Origin of the sequence: Streptomyces sp. NPDC060049, assembly GCF_042736715.1 — a bacterium.
Lineage (GTDB): Bacteria > Actinomycetota > Actinomycetes > Streptomycetales > Streptomycetaceae > Streptomyces.
This window is the reverse complement of sequence record NZ_JBHWVV010000005.1, coordinates 214,366-235,298: the sequence shown is the minus strand read 5'-3', so window position 1 is coordinate 235,298 and position 20,933 is coordinate 214,366. Positions and strand designations below refer to the sequence as shown.

The 20,933-nt window shown below is 69.5% G+C and carries 19 protein-coding genes and 1 pseudogene; 8 read left to right on the top strand and 12 right to left on the bottom strand.

The features are described 5' to 3' along the window. Positions 1–290 precede the first annotated feature (290 nt). On the top strand, positions 291–1,997 hold the full coding sequence (locus ACFWBY_RS11350; RefSeq protein ID WP_385332965.1) for a thiamine pyrophosphate-binding protein: 1,707 nt from the start codon (positions 291–293) through the stop codon (positions 1,995–1,997). A gap of 117 nt (positions 1,998–2,114) precedes the next feature. Beyond that, positions 2,115–3,509 carry a hypothetical protein gene (locus ACFWBY_RS11345; RefSeq protein ID WP_385332967.1) on the top strand — a complete coding sequence of 465 codons (1,395 nt, stop codon included), beginning with the start codon at positions 2,115–2,117 and terminating at the stop codon, positions 3,507–3,509. A gap of 82 nt (positions 3,510–3,591) precedes the next feature. Here ACFWBY_RS11345 and ACFWBY_RS11340 read toward each other — a convergent pair whose 3' ends face one another. The 6 genes from ACFWBY_RS11340 to ACFWBY_RS11315 all read right to left on the bottom strand — a co-directional run bounded on the left by ACFWBY_RS11340 (position 3,592) and on the right by ACFWBY_RS11315 (position 9,989). Next, positions 3,592–4,065 (bottom strand): hypothetical protein, encoded by a 474-nt coding sequence (locus ACFWBY_RS11340; protein WP_385332970.1) that lies wholly within the window; start codon positions 4,063–4,065, stop codon positions 3,592–3,594. A 369-nt stretch (positions 4,066–4,434) separates the two neighbouring features. After that, positions 4,435–5,295: a DUF5995 family protein gene (locus ACFWBY_RS11335; RefSeq protein WP_385332973.1), complete on the bottom strand. Its 861-nt coding sequence runs from the start codon at positions 5,293–5,295 to the stop codon at positions 4,435–4,437. Further along, positions 5,292–5,861, bottom strand: a complete 570-nt coding sequence (locus ACFWBY_RS11330; protein WP_385332976.1) for a hypothetical protein — start codon at positions 5,859–5,861, stop codon at positions 5,292–5,294. The genes ACFWBY_RS11335 and ACFWBY_RS11330 overlap by 4 nt, the downstream gene beginning before the upstream one ends. A 133-nt stretch (positions 5,862–5,994) precedes the next feature. Then, the gene (locus ACFWBY_RS11325) at positions 5,995–6,666 is read right to left on the bottom strand and encodes a CAP domain-containing protein (protein ID WP_385332979.1); all 672 of its coding nucleotides are present in this window, start codon (positions 6,664–6,666) and stop codon (positions 5,995–5,997) included. Positions 6,667–6,935: 269 nt separating this feature from the next. Beyond that, a complete protein-coding gene (locus ACFWBY_RS11320; RefSeq protein ID WP_385332981.1) occupies positions 6,936–8,258 on the bottom strand; it encodes a hypothetical protein in 1,323 nt (440 codons plus the stop codon). Between the two features lie 9 nt (positions 8,259–8,267). Further along, positions 8,268–9,989, bottom strand: a complete 1,722-nt coding sequence (locus tag ACFWBY_RS11315; RefSeq protein WP_385332983.1) for a hypothetical protein — start codon at positions 9,987–9,989, stop codon at positions 8,268–8,270. A gap of 174 nt (positions 9,990–10,163) precedes the next feature. Between ACFWBY_RS11315 and ACFWBY_RS11310 the strand changes: the two genes are divergently transcribed. Then, a complete protein-coding gene (locus ACFWBY_RS11310) occupies positions 10,164–10,358 on the top strand; it encodes an RICIN domain-containing protein (RefSeq protein WP_385332985.1) in 195 nt (64 codons plus the stop codon). Positions 10,359–10,414: 56 nt separating this feature from the next. Here ACFWBY_RS11310 and ACFWBY_RS11305 read toward each other — a convergent pair whose 3' ends face one another. After that, a complete protein-coding gene (locus ACFWBY_RS11305; protein WP_385332988.1) occupies positions 10,415–11,482 on the bottom strand; it encodes a hypothetical protein in 1,068 nt (355 codons plus the stop codon). 3 nt (positions 11,483–11,485) lie between these two features. Then, entirely contained in the window at positions 11,486–12,460 is a 975-nt protein-coding gene (locus ACFWBY_RS11300) for a serine/threonine-protein kinase (protein WP_385332990.1), read from the bottom strand. 611 nt (positions 12,461–13,071) lie between these two features. On the opposite strand from ACFWBY_RS11300, the gene ACFWBY_RS11295 reads away from it, so the two are divergent. Further along, positions 13,072–13,674, top strand: a complete 603-nt coding sequence (locus ACFWBY_RS11295) for a DUF6529 family protein (RefSeq protein WP_385332992.1) — start codon at positions 13,072–13,074, stop codon at positions 13,672–13,674. Positions 13,675–13,951: 277 nt separating this feature from the next. After that, positions 13,952–14,317, top strand: a complete 366-nt coding sequence (locus tag ACFWBY_RS11290; RefSeq protein WP_385332995.1) for a DUF4288 domain-containing protein — start codon at positions 13,952–13,954, stop codon at positions 14,315–14,317. A 50-nt stretch (positions 14,318–14,367) separates the two neighbouring features. On the opposite strand, the gene ACFWBY_RS11285 is transcribed toward ACFWBY_RS11290, so the two are convergent. Beyond that, on the bottom strand, positions 14,368–14,907 hold the full coding sequence (locus ACFWBY_RS11285) for a winged helix-turn-helix transcriptional regulator (protein ID WP_385332997.1): 540 nt from the start codon (positions 14,905–14,907) through the stop codon (positions 14,368–14,370). A gap of 97 nt (positions 14,908–15,004) precedes the next feature. Between ACFWBY_RS11285 and ACFWBY_RS11280 the strand changes: the two genes are divergently transcribed. Both ACFWBY_RS11280 and ACFWBY_RS11275 read left to right on the top strand, forming a co-directional pair. After that, entirely contained in the window at positions 15,005–16,411 is a 1,407-nt protein-coding gene (locus tag ACFWBY_RS11280; protein WP_385333000.1) for an MFS transporter, read from the top strand. A gap of 902 nt (positions 16,412–17,313) precedes the next feature. Beyond that, a complete protein-coding gene (locus ACFWBY_RS11275) occupies positions 17,314–17,829 on the top strand; it encodes a hypothetical protein (protein WP_385333003.1) in 516 nt (171 codons plus the stop codon). 416 nt (positions 17,830–18,245) lie between these two features. Here ACFWBY_RS11275 and ACFWBY_RS11270 read toward each other — a convergent pair whose 3' ends face one another. Further along, positions 18,246–18,890 carry an HAD family hydrolase gene (locus ACFWBY_RS11270; RefSeq protein ID WP_385333005.1) on the bottom strand — a complete coding sequence of 215 codons (645 nt, stop codon included), beginning with the start codon at positions 18,888–18,890 and terminating at the stop codon, positions 18,246–18,248. Between the two features lie 173 nt (positions 18,891–19,063). Between ACFWBY_RS11270 and ACFWBY_RS11265 the strand changes: the two genes are divergently transcribed. Beyond that, entirely contained in the window at positions 19,064–19,612 is a 549-nt protein-coding gene (locus tag ACFWBY_RS11265) for a YciI family protein (RefSeq protein WP_385333008.1), read from the top strand. A gap of 279 nt (positions 19,613–19,891) precedes the next feature. Here ACFWBY_RS11265 and ACFWBY_RS11260 read toward each other — a convergent pair. Together ACFWBY_RS11260 and ACFWBY_RS11255 are read right to left on the bottom strand one after the other, a co-directional pair. Beyond that, positions 19,892–20,020 (bottom strand): annotated as a pseudogene (locus tag ACFWBY_RS11260) (IS5/IS1182 family transposase); the annotation flags it as partial. A 43-nt stretch (positions 20,021–20,063) separates the two neighbouring features. Beyond that, positions 20,064–20,741 carry a GAP family protein gene (locus ACFWBY_RS11255; RefSeq protein WP_385333011.1) on the bottom strand — a complete coding sequence of 226 codons (678 nt, stop codon included), beginning with the start codon at positions 20,739–20,741 and terminating at the stop codon, positions 20,064–20,066. Positions 20,742–20,933: the final 192 nt, after the last annotated feature.

Genomic DNA, 20,933 nt, shown 5'->3' with positions numbered 1-20,933 from the left:
CACCCGGTGGCCACATCCGGTCGGTCCGCGCGACCAGGGTAGGGGCCCGACGGATACGTCGCCGTTGGCCGAGACGGGGACCGGCGCCGAGCACACTCGGCAGGCGCTACTGCACCAGAGCCACAGCCGCCACGGCTGCCACAGCTCCTCGCCCCAGGCGTCACTCCCGCCATCCGGAAACGCTCGAGGCGTCTCTGCCATGGGTGACGGCGCCGACACGGCCGCACCACGTGCCGCGTCGACACCGCACTCGCCGACAACACATGCGGGGGGCGGACGAGGGAACGGCGATGAGGGTTTACGAAGCCATAGTCAAGGGCCTGGAAGACATCGGAGTGCGGGCCGCTTTCGGCGGGGCCGGAGAGAACGCCGCCGGCCTGATGCTGGCGCTCAAGCATTCGCAGCAGATCCGGCCGGTCATCACGCGACATGAGCAGGCCGCGTCCTTCATGGCCTGCGGCCACGCGATGTACACGAACGAACTGGGCTTCTGTTTCGCGACGGCCGGGCCGGGTGCGTTCAACCTGTTCTCCGGCCTGGCTGTGGCGATGTCCGACTCCTACCCCGTCCTGGCGGTCTCGGGATACGCCTCCAGGGAATGGCAGGGATGGGGCTCCCTCAACGAGACCTCGGGCCTGAGCCGGACGCCCGACTCCCGGGCCATGTTCGCCGCCACGACGAAGAAGTCCTTCCTTCTCACCGATGCCGCCGACACGTGTGATGTGCTCGAGGAAGCCGTCAACATCGCCTTCGAAGGAAGGCCCGGGCCGGTGCACATCCACGTTCCCGAAGACCTGACCCACCGCGGGATCGAGGTGACGGACTTCCGGCACATCCGGCTCGACGTAGCCCCGGTCCTCCCCGAGCCGGCCCGCGTGGAGGCGATCGCCTCGATGCTGGCCGACGCCCTCACCCGGCGCAAGCGCATCGTGGCGCTCGTCGGGTTCGGCGCGATCCGCAGCGGAGCGGGAGCGGAGGTCCGGCGCTTCGTCGAACGGTTCCAGATGCCCTTGCTCACCACACTGGACGGCAAGGGCATCGTTTCCGAGGGGCACCCGCTCTCGGTGGGCGTCTTCGCGGACAGCGGGCACTCCAGCGCGTGGAAGGCGTTCCGCGAGGCCGATGTCGTGCTGTGCGTCGGCAACTCCCTGAACCAGCACGCCACGTTCAACTATCGCGAGGACCTATTCGAGAACAAGGTGCTCGTCCATGTGAACATCTCCGAGGCCGAGTTCCACAAGGCCTACCGGCCGGACTACGCGCTGCTCTCCGATGCGCGCCTCGGGGTGGCCGCCCTCTACGAGGCGCTCGACGAACGGGTCGGCGACGTCGCGGCGGTCGAGGTCGACGGCCGCGACTACGAAGCCCGTCACATCACGCACCTGACCGGAAAGATCCACCCGGGGGAGCTGGCCCAGGCGGTCGGCAGGATGCTGCCCCCACGAGGTGTTCTGCTCGCCGACGCGGGAGCACACCTCGCCTGGCTCGGCTACTACGTCGAGCTGGAGGAGGGGCAGAACTTCCGCAAGGTCGGTTCCTTCGGGCCGATGGCCGGCCATGTCAACGGCGCCCTCGGCATGAAACTCGCACACCCGGATCGGACCGTCGTCGTCGGGTGCGGTGACGGGTGCTACTCGTTGTCCGGTTTCGAGCTGATGACCGCCGTCGAGAACGACATCCCGGTCATCTGGATCATCTTCGACGACCAGGAATTCAAGCTGATCAAACTGTTCCAGCTCGTCACCTACGGAGAGACGGGGCTCGTCGAGTTCCAGAACCCCGACTTTGCCGCGTACGCGCAGGCGTGCGGCGCCGACGGCTACCGCGTCGAGACGCTGGAGGAGTTCGAGAAGGCGTTCCGTGAAGCGCTCGCCTCCGGCCGGCCCTCCCTCATCGACGCCCGGATCACGCGATGGGCCGTCCCCCACTACAGCCCCTCGCCCGACGGAGTCATCGCCGGCCTCGTAGAGACCATCGAGGCACGCTTGCGCGGCTGACAGCGTCGGCGTCCGCTGCCCCGCCCCGGCGAGCCCCGAGCCCACGGCGAACGGCACGGTGCGGGGCGCCGAGTCCGGGGGAGACGGGCTCGTCCGGTCGCACCGTGAAGGGACAGCATGATGAACGACCCGCTGAACTTCCACAGCCGTGCCGGCTTCGAGGCCCTTGTGAACCGCCCGCTGCTCACGTCGATCTGGCGTCGCCGCACCCACCGGGTCAGCCGCGGCAGCTCGGTCGAAGCCGGTTCGATGAGCTGGGCCTCCACCGCACCACGAGCCCCGCTCACAGAGCTCGAAGAGGCCGTCCTCATCGCCATCACGGGCTGCTCGGGCCTCACCATGCCGGACCGCCCCTTCGCGGACCCCCGCAACGGCAAGCCCATCATGGCCAAGCCGAACCTCAACATGGCCGGCCGGACCGCGGGCAGCCCCGACAACGCGCAGGGCACGCACTTCTTCCTGATCAACGACACCGGCACCTACTACCTGCGCAACCTGCCCCCCGCATCCGACGGCGGGGCGTCGGCGTTCGACGCGGAGACCCTCTGCTCGCGCGCCGCCGAGGCGAAGGTGCGTTTGCTCGACCACCGCATCGACGTACCGGAGGGAAAGCGGGACTTCCCCGCCTACCTCGACTCGAACCGGTTCCTGTCGAACCTTCCGGGTAGCACCCTCCTCCTCCCCGTGGTGGACCTGTCACGGCAGTACATCAACGGGTTGATGTACCTGCTGACCCAGCCCGAGGGGGCACGGCCGGCCATCGTCGACGACCGGAACCTCTACCGCTCGGCGGGCGTGCGCAAGTGGGTGAAGTCGGGGTTCCTGAACGAAGACATCAAGCTGCCCTTGGGCTTCATCTGGGCCATGCGGACGCAGATCGAGGCCGACCTGCTGCTCCAGAACCTCATGCTCACCGCCGACGCCATGGGCCTCGGAGCCTGGATCCACGCCTCGATCGCCCCGTCGATCATGCTGGGCGACCCGAAGTTCCGTCCCACCTACGGTCCCATGCTCGATTTCGACTGGACCACCCCGCGGTGGAGGCCGGCGGACCTCCTACGCTGGCAGGTACCGCTCCCGCGCTACGCGGACCTGAGGGCGACCGCCGTCGGTCTGCGGCACAACGGTGAACACCTCATCAAGGCCATGTGTCCGCCCAATTACGGCACCATGGGCGAGGCGGTCGACGCCGTCGTGGCGGGCAAGTTCGGGCCGAAGGGCATCTACTCCGACGAGGGGTTGTTCGCCCGTATCTACCGGGGGGAGTTCGGCAGCCGGTATCTGCACGAGGCCAGCGACTACTCCGCCGACGTCATCGCGTGTACGCGGGACATCTGCACCTACATCTACGAGACTCACGGTCGGTTCCCCGCCCACTGCGACACGATCCACGTCCCGGGCGTGTGGCTGCAGGCCCATCACCTTGAGAACGGCTACTACGAGCGGTACTTCCGCGACGGTCTGACCGAGGCCCACCGCACGCACGACGCGAACTGGCACGGGGAACGGTGACAGGACCTTGCACAACGGATCGGTCCGGGACGGTGACCGTCCCGGACAGTCCTGGGAACCCCGTGCGCGTGGGCCGTCAACCTCAGTCGAGGCGTACGCAGATGGCCACCGGCAGTTTCGGCGACCAGGTCCCGGTGCTGTGGTCGTACGCCTGGGCATAGCCGTTGTTCCCGGGGGCGCAGGGAGCGGAGATGTTCGTCTCCAGATAGGCGGCCCCGCCCGGGACGCCGGAATTCGTCTTCGCGATCACGGTGCTGTGGTACCTGATCTGGCCCGAGTTGTACTTGACGACCACGTAGACCTTCCCGCCGAGGGTGAAGTTGCCGCCGCCGATCTTGAGATGGTTCCGGTAGGTGTACTGGAACAAGTAGAGGCCGCTGGGTGCCTTGTCCAGACTGGCCGGCGTCGACCGGACCTGGGTGGGCAGGCCGGCGGGTGACGCGTCTGCCGTCGCCGTCGCCATCGGTGAGAATCCGAGGCTGACCACGGCCAGCGCTGTTGCGGCCACCGCGCAGCGGCGCGGCCGGCGAGATGCCGAGCGTGGGTACGAGTGCATGATTGCTCCTTGGGGCGGTTCGGAACCATCAGTGCTACGGGCGACGCACGTTCAGGTGGGCCCGCGGATCACCGGGTACGGAACAGCTGTTCAACGCACCGCGGTTGCAGGTCTCGATGGCGAAGCCGTAGTCACGGGACGGTGTGGTGAGGGTCCGCAGGAGGCATTGGTCACGACCGCACGAGGTGGCCCGGGGACGCTCGTACGGCATCGCTGCGGCAAGAACTCAACGACCCTTGATGGTGGCGGTGTCCGCGTCCGCCGCCTGGCGGAACGTCCGCACTCCCCGGGAGACAATGGTTCAAGCATATTCCGAACGGGTGAATTTCGCCTGGTGGGGCGATGTTCCGGCGATGTGAGGCGTCCGGATCAGCCGGGTAGTCCGCCCACCTCGACGGGCGCCCCCGGCGGCGGCCACTGCCGGCGGGAAGGGACCAGTCCCCGCAGCACCTGGAAGGCCCGGCGACGCTTCCAGTCGTCGGGTGAGCGGAACTCGGCGATGAACGCGGCCGTGGACCTGCTGATGGAGCCCATCGCCTCTGCGCTCGCACCCGGATCCAGGAGCCTGTCGCAGTTGAACCAGGCCAGGCCCCGAGCGACCCGGATCCCGTAGCTGGTGAAGAGTTCGTCGTCGCGGATGAACAAGCGGTCCAGTGAGCTCAGCCGACGGCAGTAGCGGGCGGCGATCTCGTCCTGGACCACGTCGACGGAGGAGGCCAGCAGGTCGTTCATACGGTGGAAGTCGGCGATGTGGGGGTGTACGTCCCCGCGCGGGGCAAGGACCCGCAGCGTCAGCGGCAGATCGTAGGACATGTGCGCCATCATCGAGAAGAGCACCTCCTCCAGGACGTAGGAGTGCCGCACGGTCGATGCGGCGTAGACGTCCCGCCAGGGTTTCGGGACGGTTCCCGGAAGATCCGCGGAGAGGACTTCCCCGATGGGCCGGGCATCGGGGACGGAGCCCAGCCAGGTGTCGATGGCGTCCATCGCCGTGAAGTAGGCCGCGGCGAGGGAGACGGACAGGTCGGCGACCCACTCGGGCGCCCTGAACGACGGGCTGTTCGCGCGCAGGCCGGCGGCGAGGTCGGAGGTGAGCCGGAAGTAGGTGTAGGCGAACACGGCGCGCGGGTCCCGCAGGGCGTCGTACCGCTCGACGCGGACGGCGAGCTGCCCGGCGACCCCGGCGACCTTCTCGGCCGCAGCGGCAGCGGCAGTCGGGTCCCCGGTCATGAGGCCCGGCGGGCGTTCTCCGTCGCCTTCGCCCAGTCGCAGACGAGTTCCCCCGCCAGGCTCCGCCGGTCGGTTCCCACCCGGTAGGTCGCCGTCCATGGGCTTCCCAGCAGCGGCATGTGGTAGGTGGACCCCATGCCGGAGGACTGGATCTCCGCGGGGTAGGTGAACTTCCGCGTCAGGATGCCCGGTACGGGGCTGAACTGCTCGTTCGCCTCTACGGTGACGCCTCTGCCGTCAGGATCGAGCAGGTAGCGTTCCTTCAACAGGTACAGGGTCACGCCGAACTTGGAAACCCTGACCACGTTGTCGGCCACACCGAAGGCGCCCGCGGACGGCGTGGCCACGATCGTCGACTCCAGCCGGGACGCGCCGGTCAGCCGCTGGGCTAGGGCCATCGCGACGACGAGCGCCCGGTTGCGCAGCCCGATGCCGCGGGTGTTCCGAAGGCGTCGCCACGAGGTGACGCGGAAGGTGAACTCCCCCTGCCAGTCGCCGGCCCCCACGTCGAAGTAGTAGATGTGACTGGGGGCGGCTGAGCGGGACGGCGCGCTGTTGTTCGTCACCCTGTGTAGGGTAGCTCCGACTGCGCGCACGGAACGAGAGCGGCAGGCGTGTCTCTCCTCCGGCCGTGTGGACCTGGCCCGTGGACGACCGGCCGCAGGGCGGAGGAACCCGGCCGGGCCGACAGCGGCGTCCCTACGGTTCGCACCTGCCGAAGGTGACCACGTAGGTGCCCGCCTGGCTCTGGCCCGCTCCGGCCGGGTCCGCCGCACCGCCCCTGGACGCTGCACCTATGTCGCTCAGGTAGGGGTCGCGGATGATCTCGGCGTGGCCTTGCGTACTGATGTTCAACCACCAGTTGACGGCTGCACGGGGAGTGCCGGCTCCGCCCCACCCGTTGTACGCGATCTCGTGGCCGCGCCACGACCCGCCGTTCGCGCAGTAGCCGGCGTCCTTGATGCGGCGCCCGATCTGTTCATCGGCGCTTCCGGAGACCCTCGGGTTCTGGTGCGGATTCTTGCCCTTGCCCCACCACTTCTGGGCCAAGGAGGCGTTCAGGTGCGTACGGGCCGCCGACGTCAGTTCGGAGTCGAGCGGGAGTTCCGAAAGCCCCAGGCGCCGACGCTCGTCGTTGATCAGGCACACGGTGGCCAGGGTCTGGAACATGGTCCCGAAGCCGAAACGGCCCGGGTCGGCGGAAGGCGCTATGTCGTCGGCCTCGGGGCCCATCGCGGTGCAGTCCACCGGGGCGGCAGCGGTCGGGGCGGCCGTGGCCGGGGCGGCGGCCGCCGGGACGAGCGGAACCGACAGGGCGACCGCGGCTGCGAAGGAGGTGACGGCTGTAGCGCGCGGAATGCGGGTTCTCATGGAGATTCCCTCCTCTCCCGCCTACCGGTACAGGAAGAGGTCCGGAACGGAAGGTGGTGGGGGACGGCGCGGTGCGCCGCCTCCCATGGTCCGCTCCACTGAGTGACTGTGCCACTCGGGCCCTCCCCGGGCCGCCCGGCGGCCGGGGGGCCCGGGGGGCAGGCTCCGAGGGTCCATGGGATGGCGGACCGTCAACTCCCGATAAGGGCTGGTCGGCACGGTCGTGGGAACACCCAGGATGTGCTCCAGGGCTTCCCCCGAAATCCCCGCTACGGCTGAGACGCGTGCCCGGACCCGCGGCGCCTGACACCGCACCGCGCCGCATGCGCGGGGCGCAGCTTCGCGGCCTTGGTGCCGAGGTGATGTCCGAGCTCCCGATAGGCGTCGAACTGCGCGTGGTCGAACCACTGGTCGAAGGTTGCCTGGCGGGGGAAGGCCTTCTCCCGGAGGGCGTAGCTGAGCAGCTCGTACGGCATGTCAGGGGTCAGACCGGCCTTCACGTAGATGATCGTCCCCTTCGTGGCGGCTGGCGCGTCGGGCGAGAACTGGACCGGTTCCGGGTACTCGATCGTGCCGCGCACCACGCAGGTGACGGAAAACCGGGCGTTCAGGGAGGCCATCGGCGCCTCGGGCGGGAGCGGTCTCGCGCTGCCGGGGACCAGGTTCAGCAGATTCTGCCCCTCGTCATCGAAGGTGATCGTCACTCCTAGGTCCTCGTAGGCGAGTGTGATCGCCTGCGCGAGGGTGGTCGCCAGCGGCGGCGAGTCCCCCGAGGCGTCGATGACGTAGACGGTCCGGCAGCGGAGCCGGAGCATCTCGACCAGGCCGAGATTGTCGAAGTGCCCGCCGTCGGTGCACAGCAGCAGGGGAGTGGTGTCCGAGTACCGGCCCACCAGCTCCTGGAGTTGGTACCGCAGCCGCCGTACCCGCGGCAGCCGCGGCATGATCCGGTTGGGCCCGTACGTCGCCAGTTCCGCGAGGTACAGGGGGTTGGGCACCCAGGTGCCGAGCCGCACGTTGGACAGCGCGAGCAGTCGCTCCATGAACATCGTCTGCGAGCCCATCGCGGAGGCGAAGGCCGCTCCGGACACGGCGACGGCGGACTGCACGGTCAGGTCTCGCCCGATCAGCGCGGGGGCCGTCTTCTGCAGAGTGCCGGTGCGGACCCATCCCGTGTCGGGTCCCCCGCAGTAGTCGGAGGCGAAGGTGAAGGGCACTGCGGGCCGGCCGGGCGCGGTGCGGTTGCGCAGCGAGACGGCCGCGGAGGCGGCGAAGATGACCTGAGGAAAGCCCTCCACCCGCTGTGCGTAGGGGTGCAGCGGGGTCGGCTCGTTGTTGTAGTCGTACGGCAGGGCGCCGACCGAGCCGTCCTTCAACACCGCGCGGCGCACGGCGAAGGCACCGGCCAACCGCTGTCGGTAGAAGGGGTGCAGGCTGAAGGTGGTCTGGTCGATCACGAGCGTCAGCACGATGAGGGCGATCGGCACTCCCGCCTTCCACGCGGCGTGCCAGCTGCCCGCGTAGACGGCGGCCCAGGACATGAGGGCGAGGCCGAAGAACGCGACCAGGAGCAGCACCAGCCAGCACACCACGGCTTTCACTCAGCTGGTGCCGACCTGCGTGACGAGGGATGTGCCGCCCCTGGCGAGCGGACCTGCCCTCTCACCGTCCGGCTTCAGCCTCTTCACCGTTTTGTGGACCGCGGTGAACCACGTACCCGCGGCGGTCGCCGCCGCCGTGATCGCGCCGAGCAAGGCGACTCCCGCCCCGCTGTCGTCCCAATAGCCCCCTCTGTCGGCCTTCTGGGCCAGAGAGGCGAAGAACCAGATCACCGAAGGAAGGACGATCGAGTACGCGGCGACCGCCAGCGCGAGGCCGGTGAGCGTGTTCACCGTGCTGCGCAGCCAGGCGGGGCGTGAACTGCCGCTGCCGGCCCGCGTGAAGGCGTACCCGACGGACACCAGGCCGGCCAGGCCGAACAGGACGAGGACGGGGCGCCAGGCGTTCGGGTGCAGATCAAGGGACGAGTCGAACACCTCCGCTTCCGCCGCGAGGGGGCGGAGTTCGGTCAGCGGGACGTACGAGTAGAACAGGTGCAGGAACTGACCTGCCACCGCGAAGACCAGCGCCAGCATGCCGAAGGAGACGGCCATCCCCCGCAGCACCGCCCCCGCAGCGCGCAGCTTCTCCTTGGGCGCGTCCGCCAGGTACTTCGCGTGTCGGCGGATGTGGTCCTCCTCCGGGCTGCCCGGTGCGAACACATCCGCGGGTTTCGCGAGAGCGGGCCGCACCGAAGGGATCCCGTCCGGGGCCCGGAGCCGGGCATCGGTCAGCGCCAGTTGGAAGGCCCCGGCGGTGTACCCGCCGCCGGACACCGACACCAGATACGTCGCCTTGAGCAGTTGCCCGCGTAGTGCCTGCAGCGCGCCGAGGGTGACCGATGCCGACCGGATGCCGCCGCCGGAGACACAGAAGCCGAGCTCCGCGGGCTGCCGACCGGGCGGCTGGTACGCGCGGGTACGCCAGCGTGTCACCGCGCTGTCCTTCGGGTTCCGATCCTCGGTCCCGCGTGGTTGCGCCGGGTCGGGGGCGGTCCACTCGGCCCGGGGCTCCCAGTCGTGGGGCGCGGCAGGCGGGAGGATCACGTCCGGGTCGCTCCACTGGCTCTCCGTGCCGTCCACGAGCCTGTGGGCGTGGGCCACGACGGGACGAGGACGGTCCTCCCGCGCGCTCCGCACGAAGGAGGGGTCCAGCACCCGGCGGCAGTAGAGGATGACGACGATCAGGATGGCCGCTGCCACCAGCGGGACGACGAGCGCCCATTTCACCTGGGCGAAGTAGGACGCCCACGCCAAGTCCGGTACCGGCTCGGCGGCGAGCCGGTTCAGAGCCCTCCAGAGGAAGATGTTCTCCACGCAGTCCGCCACCACCGGCAGGGGGGTGAGGGCGAGGGCGCGCCGGGCCCACAGCCGGGCGGACTCCCGGTAGAGGAAGAGGTGCCCGAGCCCGAAGGCCCCGGCCAGGGCCACCGCGTATCCGGGAATGAACATGCGCCAGTCGAGTACGAGGCCGTCCTGGAACAGCTTGCCCCCGTCCCCGTCCCCGTCCCCGCCTCCGACGCCGTTCACGATGGCGCGGGCCTCTTCGGCCGTCGCCGCGAACTGCAGGGCCACTTCGCTGTTCCCTGAGGGCTTGTCCAGGAACGGCGGCTCCACCATGTACCAGATGATCAGGCAGAGACCGGCGGTGAGCCCGAACAGGCACAGCCCCACCGCCCAGCCCGGAATCTCTCGCAACCTCGACTGCGTAGGAGCATTCGGCATGTACGCAGAGTAGTCAACCCGACCCTGTCCGGACGTCATTCGTACCGGTCCGCGCCGAGGGAACCCACAGGACCGCTCGGTCCGGATGGTGGACCGGCCTCGCCATCGGCCGCGGTTCTCGCCGTTCTCGTCGCCCAACCCCTGGCCCTCGGGTCGGTACCGGCCCACGCCGCCGTGCAGTACTTCGAGATCCGCACCCCGACCGGCATGTGCCTCAGCGTCGCGGGGTCCTCCCAGCGCAACGGCGCGAACGTGGTCCAGTGGAACTGTTCGGGGATCACCGACCAGCGTTGGAGGATCACCGACGTAGCGGACCGGCCCTTCGGCGACCGCAACCCGCAGAAGTGGCGGTTCGACCCCTGGGGGTGAGGGCCCCCGCCCCGGTTCCCGGATGCGCGCCACCACTCGACGCACTCACCGGGACGTCAACGAGAAGAGCCGGCGCCGCTGTCCCCAGCCGGCGACGCTGGGCTTCCGGGCGGTTTTGCTCGGAAGGGGTCCAGTCCTGCGGCACGATCGTGGTGCGGCAACCGCGACATCTTGGAGACCAGGGCCCACATCTGGCGTTCGCCGGCCAGCTCGCCCGGAAGAACGAGGCCGAGGGACTCGGCGAGCGGTTTGCGCCCTGAGTTCACGAGCGCTCTCACGGCCGCGGACCATTCGTCGGTAGCCGACACGGCTGCGCGGTACCACACCGGAATCAGGACGCCCGGCAGGACGATGGCCAGGAGCAGCAGCGGGACATCGGGGCGAGCGGTGGTCAGGGCCGCCGCCGCACAGAGGACGACGGCGCAGTGGCCGAAGACAAGGGCAACGAAGAAGTCGACATTAGCGCGTGCGAGATCGACCTGTCGGCGGACCTGCTCCGGCGCATTCCCGGTCAGTTCGTTCCACATCACCTGGGTGTCGAGGCGGAATCGGTCGTAGCCGTACTCCTCGAGCCGCCGGATCGCGTTCCCCAGCGCCGTCGGCGCCAGCTGCGCGGGGTCGACCGGGTAGCGGGCGAGCCGTTCGCGGAGCAGGGCCCGCTGTACAGCGGTGCGCCGCCGGTCCTTGCGGGCAGCCCGTTCGATCCGCGGGTTGGCGCGCAGGGCAGTCAACTGGGCGATGTCATCGCGTGCCAGCCGGTTCTCCCGCTCCTCGCGCTCCAGCCGCATCAGCGTGAGGCGGTCCTGCAGATCCTGCTTGGCCCGACCCCGGCGAGCGCACCCGTACGCGGAGAACGCGCTCGGCCAGAGGGCGTACCCCTCGAGCACGCGGTAGAGAGGGTTCTGCAGGGCGCTGAGCGCCAGCCCGAGGAGTACCGAGACGCTCAGCACGACGACGGACAGTGGCATGACACCCGCCGACCACAATTTCGCGGACCAGTGGGCGCGCCCCAGGCTCGGCCAGACGGCCACGACGAAGAGGCACACGTTCAACGCGGTCGGAAGGAGCCATCCCACCAGCACCGTCCACGCTCCACCCAAAGCGCTCTTGGCGATGTCACCCATGCGTCACCACTCATCGTCATCGTCATCGAAGGGTGGTCCAGGCGGTGTGCTCTCGGCCGACCCATCAGGCCGCGGTGAGGTCGACGCGGGGGCCGGAGGCGGGTAGGGCAGCGGCGCGGCAGCGGGCAACTGGGCAGAGCGCAACTCGGCAACGAACTCCAGGCACGCGGCGTAACGATCCTCAGGACGCTTGGCCAGCGCCTTTGCCATCACAGCGTCGACACCGGGCGCGATCTCCGGACGCCTCTCGGAGAGGGATGGGGGCGGATCGTACGTGTGGGCCCCCAGCAGCGCCTCGTCGCTATCGCGCTCGAATGGCGGCCCGCCGGCGATGCTTTCGTAGACGACACAGGCGAGGCTGTAGAGGTCGCACCTGCCGTCCAGCGGCCGGCCCGAGATCTGTTCCGGCGCCATGTAGTCGAGCGTGCCGACGAACGCGGCCGCGGTGGTGAACCCTGTGAGCGACAGCGACTTCTTCGTCAGACCGAAGTTCGTGAGGTATACGTGCTCGGGGTGGTCGCTGTCGGTGTCGGCGGCGACCAGGAGGTTGCCGGGCTTGACGTCGCGGTGGACCAGATCGTGCGCGTGGGCCGCGTCGAGTGCGGATGCCACTTGGGCGGCGATGCGGAGGGCGGTCCGAACGGGGAGCGGGCCCTCTTGGTCCAGCATGGCCCTCAGGTCCGGACCGGGGACGTACAGCATGGCGATGTACAGGACGCCGTCGGTCTCACCGGCTTCGAAGATCGGCAGGATGTGCGGGTGGTCGATGGACGCGGCAACCCGCGATTCGTGAATGAAGCGGCGCCGGAAGGTGCTGTCACGTTGGCGCTCAGGAGCCATGAGCTTGAGCGCGACCGTACGGTCCAGGCGCAGGTCCTTGGCGCGGTAGACGACGGACGTCGCCCCACGGCCGATCTCGCGCTCCAGCTGGTAGCCCGCAATCTCTCTACCTTCCAGGGAACCTCGGCGTGCCTCCATCTGCCAGCCACCACTCTCACGCCGGGAATCGCATCAGGTTCGCTCGGAGCCGTCACCGCGGCACCGAAATCACTTGCCTAGGCCGGCAAGTATGCGGCTGGTGAACGAGCCGCTTGGCTGGTGAACGAGCCGCTCCTGCACAGTGAAGCCTACCTAAAGTGGTTGATATCCGGCTGCTGCCGACGTGTTGGCGTGCCAGTGTGGGCCGCACGAGGTCGCCGACGAAGAGGGCCGTGCTGGTGGCGTCAAAGCCTGCGTAGTCGAACGTTGCGGGCACGTGGTCGCCGAGGCCCGTGGTGCTGGCGGTTCCGGGGGGTCACACACCACTGCTGCCCATTGCCGCTCCGCATCTCGGTGCGGCGGCAGGCAGTCAGCCCGAGCCCTGGGCCTGGGATCAGGGCGATCGCGGGAGTACACCGCCCACTGGCGGCTACGTCAGCGCTGCATGGCGAACCGGTCCCGCTGATCCGGGCGATCACGTGGCCACTCATTGCGGGCGCGCCAACGACGAGTGGAGGTGGCTACGGCCGCGTCGGCCGCCATCAGCCGCACCAGGCGAGTAGAAGGGATGGCACACGGCCAACCCTCAGCGTTACGAGACGAGGAGCACCATGTCGCACGCCCGGCTCGCTCTGCGCCGCCCGGAAGCCAGGCTCGCTCTCGCACTGGCATTCGCGGTTGCTGCCGCGGTCTTCGTCGCCGTCTTCCTGTTCGGCCGGGCGAACACGCCGGACTACACCGCCACGCTGTTCGGCCAGGCGGACGCCGATGCCGTGCGTCTCAAGGCACAGCTCGCCACCGGCGTCCTGGGGCTGGCGGCTCTCCAGCTGCTGCTGGCGCTGTGGATGTACGGCCGGTTGCCCGGGGTGCGCCGGGTGCCGGGCCCGGTGCCGATCACCCACCGGATCGTCGGTGTGGTCCTGTTCGCCCTCACCGTCCCGATCGCGGTGCACTGCGTCCAGGCGTATGGCGTGCAGCTGACCGGCTCGCGTGTGGCAGTGCACTCGATCGCGGGCTGCTTCTTCTACGGGGCGTTCGCCGCCAAGGTCCTTCTGGTGCACAGCCGGCGCCTGCCGGGCTGGGCCCTGCCAATGGCCGGGGGCGCGCTGGTGGCCGTGGTGGTGGTCCTCTGGTACACGAGTGCGCTGTGGCACTTCAACGGAGACAGCGTGCCGATGCTGTCGCTCGGCCACCACCACCTGCCACCGGGGTAGGTGCGGAGCAATGCTCAGGACTCGTGGAGCGGTGTCGGGAGGGAGCAGAGGGCGTACCTTCGACCGACGCGCGAGGGCATCGGCTGGTGGTCCGCAACGGCCGCCACCGGCCTGGACCGTGTCCACGGCAGTGGGGCCAACGAGGTCACCGCGCCCACGACGCCGCAGCGGCGGGTCCACGGGCGAGCCACGGAGCACGAGGCCGTCCAAGAGCGCTGAACTCAGAACCCTCGAATATTGCTCTGACCGCAGACAACCGCGGCGCTAGGGTCCCCCCGTGATCTCTGCAAACCCCGCTTCCGGCCACAGCTGGTTCAGCTGCCGCATCCGCTTCGCACACATGGCAAGTGGCAGCAACGTCCTCCTGTACTCGGCATCGGTGTTCCTGATCCAGGCCGACGACTACGCGACTGGCTTGCAGATGGCGTTGGCCCGAGGGTGCCGGGAAGAGAAGGTGTACACCAACGCGGAGGGCGAAACGGCCAGGATCGCCATGGTGGAGGTGGAAGCACTGGACATGCTGGACGTCATCGACGACGGCGTCGAAGTCGCCTGCCTTTGGTCCGACGACATCGTTCCGAACCCGTTTCCGATGGACTTCGTCTTTCAGCCGACAGCGTCAGAGCCCACCAACTCGGTGTGAGCCGGCGTCGGCATCGAGGCGCCCCCCTTCACTCCTGATCGCTGCTGGGTTCAGGAGCCTTCGATCGGTCCGGCCCGATCCCATCCGGGCGCTCGCACGTCGATCGTGAGACTTCCCGCCCCGACCTCCTCACCGCAGGTCCGGCACGTCGACGTCAGATCGAGGTCGTGCTCGGAGCCGTACTCGGAGCCGTGCTCGGAGTCGGACCCGCTGCGATGCCGGAAGGCGACCGGCGGAGCGTCCACTGCCCAGCGGTCGCCCCAGGCCAGCAGTGCGCGCATCACTGGTGCGAGGTCGCGGCCGGCCTTGGTGAGGTGGTATTCGAAGCGCAATGGGCGCTCGCTGTAGGCGCGGCGCTCGACCACGCCCGCTTCTTCCAGTCCGCGCAGTCTGGCGGCGAGGCGGTCGCGGGGGGCACCGGTGTTGCGGACGATCTGGTCGAAGCGCTGGTTGCCGTAGAAGATCTCGCGGATCGCCAGGAGGGCCCAGCGTTCGCCGACGAGTTGCAGCGCGGCGGCCACGGAGCACGGCCGACCGGGCACTTCGGGGTGCGGAACCGAGCTCTCGCCTTGCTTCTTGTTCGAGGTCACCTCCCCATTCTCTCCCGAGTCCGTTGTGTTTTCAAACTCACGCGGCTAGCCTCCGATCATGAGAGTTGGAATTTCAAACCCACAAAGAGCCCGAGCTGTGTTCGCGACGGTCGCGGCCGCGGTCTTCATGTCGAACCTCGACCTCTTCATCGTCAACGTCGCCCTCCCGGCGATGGGCCGCTCGTTCGGCGGCAGCGGCCTCGGCTCCCTCTCCTGGGTCCTCAACGGCTACGCGATCGTCTTCGCGGCGCTCCTCGTAGTCGCCGGCCGAGTCGCCGACCGCTCCGGCCACAAGCCGGTCTTCCTGACCGGCTTGGCGGTGTTCACCCTCGCCTCGGTCGGCTGCGCCCTCGCTCCCAACGTCGGGACGCTGGTCGTGGCACGGCTCGTTCAGGCCGCCGGCGCTGCTCTGCTGATGCCGACGTCGCTCGCGCTGCTGCTCGACATGACGGCGCCCGAGAAGCGCGCCGGGGCGGTGCGGGCCTGGGCGTCGATCGGCGGGATCGCCGCCGGACTCGGACCGGTGGTCGGCGGGCTGCTGGTCGAGGCCGGATGGCGCTGGGTGTTCATCGTCAACGTGCCAGTGGGAATCGCGGCGTTCGCGCTCGGTGTCAAGGTGCTACCGTCGCCCGGACGCGCGGGGGCGGAGAGGAGTCCGCTGCCCGACCTGTTCGGCGCCGCCCTCCTCACCGGATCGATCGCAACGCTCGCGCTCGGACTGGTCAAGGCTCCTGACTGGGGTTGGACGAGCGCCGGCACCCTCGGCGGCCTGGCTGCCGCGGTGCTGCTCGGCGCCTGGTTCGTCCTGCGCTCGGCCCGCCACCCCGTGCCGATCGTCGAGCTGCCGCTGCTCCGGGTTCCGGAGTTCGCATCCGCGGCGGCCGCCCTGACGCTGTTCACCATCGCGTTCGCCGGAATGCTGCTCGGCGCGGTGCTGTGGTGCCAGGGCGTATGGGGCTACTCGGCTCTGCGCACCGGCCTCGCCATCGCGCCGGGACCCTTGCTGGTACCGCCGGTCGCGTTGCGGATCGGGCCCGCCGTCGCCAGATTCGGTGCGGGCCGCATCGCGCTGGCGGGAACCGTCCTGTTCGCGGCCGGCATCCTGTGGTGGGCCGCGACGCTCGACACCGGCTCGACCTACGCGGCCTCGCTCCTGCCCGGCATGCTGCTGACCGGCCTCGGTGTCGGCATGACGCTCCCGGTCCTGACCGGGGCGTCGGCGACCGCCCTGCCGCCGGCCCGCTTCGCCACCGGCACGGCCATCACCTCGATGGGCCGCCAGATCGGCGCGGTCCTCGGCGTCGCGATCCTGGTCGGCATCCTCGGCACTCCGGCCCCCGGACACGCTGTCGCCGCGTTCCAGCACGGCTGGTACGCGGTCGCGGTCGCGTCATTGCTCGCTGCGTGCGCGACGGTCCCGCTCGTCCGCAAGCCGCGACCGGCCGCCGCGAAGGCGGCCGACGCCGCAGAGGCGGCGGAGACCCCGAAGGTCGGCGCCGCCTGAGAAGCGGGTCCCGTCCGCCGACGGACGGACGGGACCCGCACTCGCCGTAGTTCGTGCTGGTGCGGGCGGCCGGCCATTTCCATGACGGGGCCGGGCAGGTGGGCGCCGGCGATGGTTTTGACGAGTACTCGGCGCAGGGCGTTCGCCGCCACGGGTCTTTTGCTGCCGTCCCCCCATAGGTGCGGCGTCCGCGCGGGCGGTGGCCGCGGCACCGGCTGCCTCCCGCGGCGAGGTGGGGTGCGGGGGCGGGCAGGGGCAGGATCAGTGTGCCGGTCTGCTCTCCGTCGAGGGCGGTCGGGTGCGGTCGGTCCGCCATGGAGGTGGTTGCGGTGTCGGTTGCCGGAAGGTCGGGGGAGGGAAACGGGGGTGGGGGCACGAGCACCGGATGGAGCCCGCTTGGCCCGTCCCCGGGCGAGCCCGGCGCATCCGGTAGCGCGGCCCCACGACCTGGGCGGGCTCCGAACTGAGGACCTCTACGCTCACGCCGAGCCCCTCGCGGATCTCCTCGAAGAACCGAGGGTCCTCGATCGGCCCGATGGACTGGGTGGGAGAGGAGTGGCGGAGGGGCGGTCGCGACCAGCGAGCGGCGGGTGCCGCTGTGTCTGCCGGGCCGCCTCCGCGACCAGGAACCCAGGAACAGCACGTCCTCGTGCCGCACATCCCTGAGGCGGCAGCACTGCTGGGCGCCACCGTCCTGCACGGCCAGGCGGTGAGGAAGCCCATGGGGGCATCGCTCGTCGTCCAGGAGTCTGAACCGCCGGACGTGTGCGCCGCGTTGTCAGGTTTGGAGCCGTCGAACGCGGGGCTCCATCCCGTCGGCGCACCTGAGGACCGGTACCACGCGCCGCCACGACACGAGGCCCGGGAGCGGTCAGGACCGCTCCGGGGCGAGGGGGAACACCATGGCCATTCGTAGGTCGTACAAGAGGCTCATCGCACTCGCAAGTGCTGCGACTGCCCTGGCCGGCGTCATCGGTCTCACCACCGCCACGAGCGCGTCGGCAGACGTCAACAGCGAGTGGAACTGTTCGCGCAACCCGGGCGGCTGGGACCACATGGACTGGGGCAGCTGTCTGCTGCCCGGTGACAAGCTGGTCTCCGGCAACGGCGACGAGCGGCTCGTCTACCAGAAGGACGGAAACCTCGTGCAGTACAACGCGAGCGGCCACGCCGTCTGGGCCACTGGAACCGTCAACACGTCGCCCGGCAAGGTCATCATGCAGTACGACGGCAACTTCGTCGTCTACGACACCTTCAAAAGGGCCCTCTGGGCCTCTGGGACCGCCCTCGGCTGCACCCCGAGCGCCAACTGGGTGCGCCTGCAGAACGACGGCAACCTGGTCGTCTACCGCCCCCATGGCGACGGCCCGTGGACCCCCGTCTGGTCCACCCGCTTCGGCCGGGTCGGCACCTGCTGACCTGACCCGGACCTGCCGGAAACCACGCCGCCGACGGCCATCCCGGGTGGCCGTCGGCGGCTCATGCTGTCGCTCATCGCCCAGTAGATCACCAAACACGCTGGCCGACAGGTCTCGCAGTCGCGGACCTGACGCCGATGCAGCATCATCGTCCCCCAGGTCTGCTCGACCATCCAGCGCTCGGGCGCCGGGGGCGGCGAACCCCCTGACGCCGGGATCCCGCTGGACGACCTCGACGTCGGTCCCGAGCACGGCGCTGTGCGCGATCACCGCGTTCTCGAACCCGGCTTCCAGCCATGCCTTGCTCACACTCGGGTTGTGCACCGCGACCTCGTCCGGCAACGCGGTGCCGATGGCGTTGACGTGCACGCTCGCGGCCGTCGCGAGGACGGCAATGAGCAGGCCGAGCACGTCGGTCATGAGGCGAAGGCGAGTATGTCTCCCGTCGCTTCACGCAAGCTGCCGAAGTGGCGATGTACGCCGTCCACCGCAACGGGAGTGTTGACCCCCCACACCGTCATTCCCGCGCTCAGCCCGGACTGGACGCCGGAAGGGGCGTCTTCGATGACCAGGCAGTTCTGCGGTGCGACCCCAAGCCGCGAGGCGGCCTGCAGATACGGTGCGGGCGAGGGCTTGCCTTCCGAGACGGCGGCCGCGTCCACAAGGATTTCGGGGACCGGCAGGCCGGTCCGGGCGAAGCGGCCGCGTACCCGGTGCTCGTAGTTCGAGGTCACCAGCGCCCAGGAGCCCCTCGGCAGAGCGCCCAGCAATTCCGCAGCGCCGTCGAAAGCCGTATAGGTTCCGGATCGGACGTCTTCGTCCTCCAACTCGTGCAAAGCCGCCAGGCACTCCGCCGGGTCGCAGTGCGGAGCGACGCGGGCGAAGGTCTCCAGAGGTCTCGTCCGTAGAGCCGTCCGGTAGACCTCCTCGGGGTCCAGGCCGTACTGATCCGCCCATGTCCGCCAGACCAGGCGCTGGTTTTCCACTGCATTGATCAACGTACCGTCGACGTCGAACAGGACGTACTTGGCGGGTTCCGGCCGAGGCGGTCTGTCGATCATGTCTTGATCATGCCACCAGTGCTCCAGCGACAAGTCGGCAGTACGGACGTACCGAGTGGCAGACCGGGGGGGCACCGCCCTGACCGCACTGTGGCCGTGCGCGCAGGGCGGATCCTGGCCAGGACGAACTCAGTCGTTGATGTGCCGTGGGTTTTGGGGGAGAGTCCAGGATCATGGAGTTCTTCTGTTTTCACCGCGACCGCCCCGGATCACGTCCTCTGCGGATGGAGCTGCTGGAGCAGCACTGGTCCTACATGGACGGGTACGAGAAGGCGCTGATCGCCCGCGGGCCGACGTTCGCCGCCGACGGTGAGACGCCCAGTGGAAGCGTCCACATCGTCGACCTGCCCGGCCCGGCCGCCGCGCGCGCGTTCGCCTTCGACGAGCCCGGCTACCAGGCCGGCGTGTACCGGGACGTGCTACTGCGCCGGTGGCGCAACCTCCTGGGGCGCAGCATGTGGGACTTCCCCGGCGGCCGCGGCGGTGGCAACTGCTACCTCGTGCTCGGTCTCGGCGCGGGCACGCCCGTCGGCCTCGATGTGCCGCCCGGAGAGGATGAGCTGATCGCGTACGGGCCGCTGCTGTCCGACGACGGGGCTGCCTGGCTGGGAACGGCCGCGCTGGTCCGGGCCCCCGATGCTGATACGGCACGCACGGTCCTGAGCCCGGCCGGATACGCCGATGTCGAGGTCCACGAATGGGAGTTCGGAGGCCGCAGATAGAGCCCGACACCTCATGGCCGGAAAGGCGCGGCCTCCTTCCGCCCGGCCGCAGCCGACAAGAACCGGATCCTGGCCACGGGGGTGTGGCGAATCGATCTGGTCAGCGCCGACAGGACATGCGACGAGGTGCTCCGGCCCGCACTGGGCTTCGCCATGGACCCGCTGGGAGCATCTAGCGCGGGAGAGCGAAGAGATGGTCTGCGACGTGGTGGGCATCAGGCGGCGCCAGAGCGGACGGTGACGCGTTCGGAGGTCGAGAGCGGTACGGCGAGGAGCAGGGGGAGGGTCGGCGCACGGCGCGCATGCCGTCGCCGAGCCGCACGCAGGCCGCCCGGCGCCCCAAACGGCCCCGCCGCCCCGCACCCGGACCGGATCGGCCGGCACCAACGGCTCGATCCGGTCCCACATCGCATCGGTGATCACTCATCGGACAGACACGTCCGATCAACCCTCAGCGGCCGAGACCGGACAGCCCGTCACCCAGGACGCTCGCGCCCAGGAGGAGCAGCACGATCACCGTGATCACGGTGCTGTTGGTGACCATGAACTGTCTGACGCCGTCCAGGAACGATGCGGCGCGCTGTCCTCCGGCGAGATGGATACCGACGGCGCCCAGCACCGTGCAGGAGGCAATGAGTACGAAGACGGCGACCGCCACGGCGAGGCCGACGTCGTGGGCGCCGGCCTCGACGATCGAGGCGGTGGCCGACGCTGTCAGGACGAGGTTCTTGGGGTTGGCGCCCGACAATAGCGCCCCGAGGAGTAGCGCTCGTCCGGCCGTGGCGTCGTCGAGCGAGGCCATCCAGCGGGGTGCCTCTGCCCGCTCACCGGCGCGCGGGCGCTTCCACCACTTGCGTACCCCCAGCGCGATGAGGGCTGTTCCGGCCAGTACCCGTCCCCAGTCCGCGATCGCCGATGGTGTGCTGTCGGGGTCGTCGGCCCCGCCGAAGAGCACCGCGACGAGTGTCGCCGCGATTGCAAGGCCGGTGATCCACCCGGCCGCGAACAGCAGGCCGTTACGGCGGCCCTGCGAGCCGCTGAGGATCAGGACGATTCCGATGAGCGGGAAGGGACTGAGCGCGACCGCCAACGCAGCCGGCAGCATGGCCCCGATTGCCTGGCTGAGCAACCGATCCCCTTCCACGTCATGCGATCCGAGCAACGGATCAACGTGCGCCTTCAACGGCCACATCGGGCTGCCGCGCGAACAGCTCAACCTCAGACATCCACGGTGTGACCAGCATCTTTCGCTGACAGCATCCCGATGCTGCCCTAGCAGGAGCCCTGCCACCTTCCGAACTCGCCGACGTCACCCATCTGG

Coding starts and splice junctions, on each gene's coding strand:
- ACFWBY_RS11275 (WP_385333003.1), top strand. CDS start 17,314: ATGGCCATTCGTAGGTCGTACAAGAGGCTCATCGCACTCGCAAGTGCT.
- ACFWBY_RS11270 (WP_385333005.1), bottom strand. CDS start 18,890: ATGATCGACAGACCGCCTCGGCCGGAACCCGCCAAGTACGTCCTGTTC.
- ACFWBY_RS11350 (WP_385332965.1), top strand. CDS start 291: ATGAGGGTTTACGAAGCCATAGTCAAGGGCCTGGAAGACATCGGAGTG.
- ACFWBY_RS11300 (WP_385332990.1), bottom strand. CDS start 12,460: ATGGAGGCACGCCGAGGTTCCCTGGAAGGTAGAGAGATTGCGGGCTAC.
- ACFWBY_RS11305 (WP_385332988.1), bottom strand. CDS start 11,482: ATGGGTGACATCGCCAAGAGCGCTTTGGGTGGAGCGTGGACGGTGCTG.
- ACFWBY_RS11265 (WP_385333008.1), top strand. CDS start 19,064: ATGGAGTTCTTCTGTTTTCACCGCGACCGCCCCGGATCACGTCCTCTG.
- ACFWBY_RS11315 (WP_385332983.1), bottom strand. CDS start 9,989: ATGCCGAATGCTCCTACGCAGTCGAGGTTGCGAGAGATTCCGGGCTGG.
- ACFWBY_RS11340 (WP_385332970.1), bottom strand. CDS start 4,065: ATGCACTCGTACCCACGCTCGGCATCTCGCCGGCCGCGCCGCTGCGCG.
- ACFWBY_RS11345 (WP_385332967.1), top strand. CDS start 2,115: ATGATGAACGACCCGCTGAACTTCCACAGCCGTGCCGGCTTCGAGGCC.
- ACFWBY_RS11295 (WP_385332992.1), top strand. CDS start 13,072: ATGTCGCACGCCCGGCTCGCTCTGCGCCGCCCGGAAGCCAGGCTCGCT.
- ACFWBY_RS11335 (WP_385332973.1), bottom strand. CDS start 5,295: ATGACCGGGGACCCGACTGCCGCTGCCGCTGCGGCCGAGAAGGTCGCC.
- ACFWBY_RS11325 (WP_385332979.1), bottom strand. CDS start 6,666: ATGAGAACCCGCATTCCGCGCGCTACAGCCGTCACCTCCTTCGCAGCC.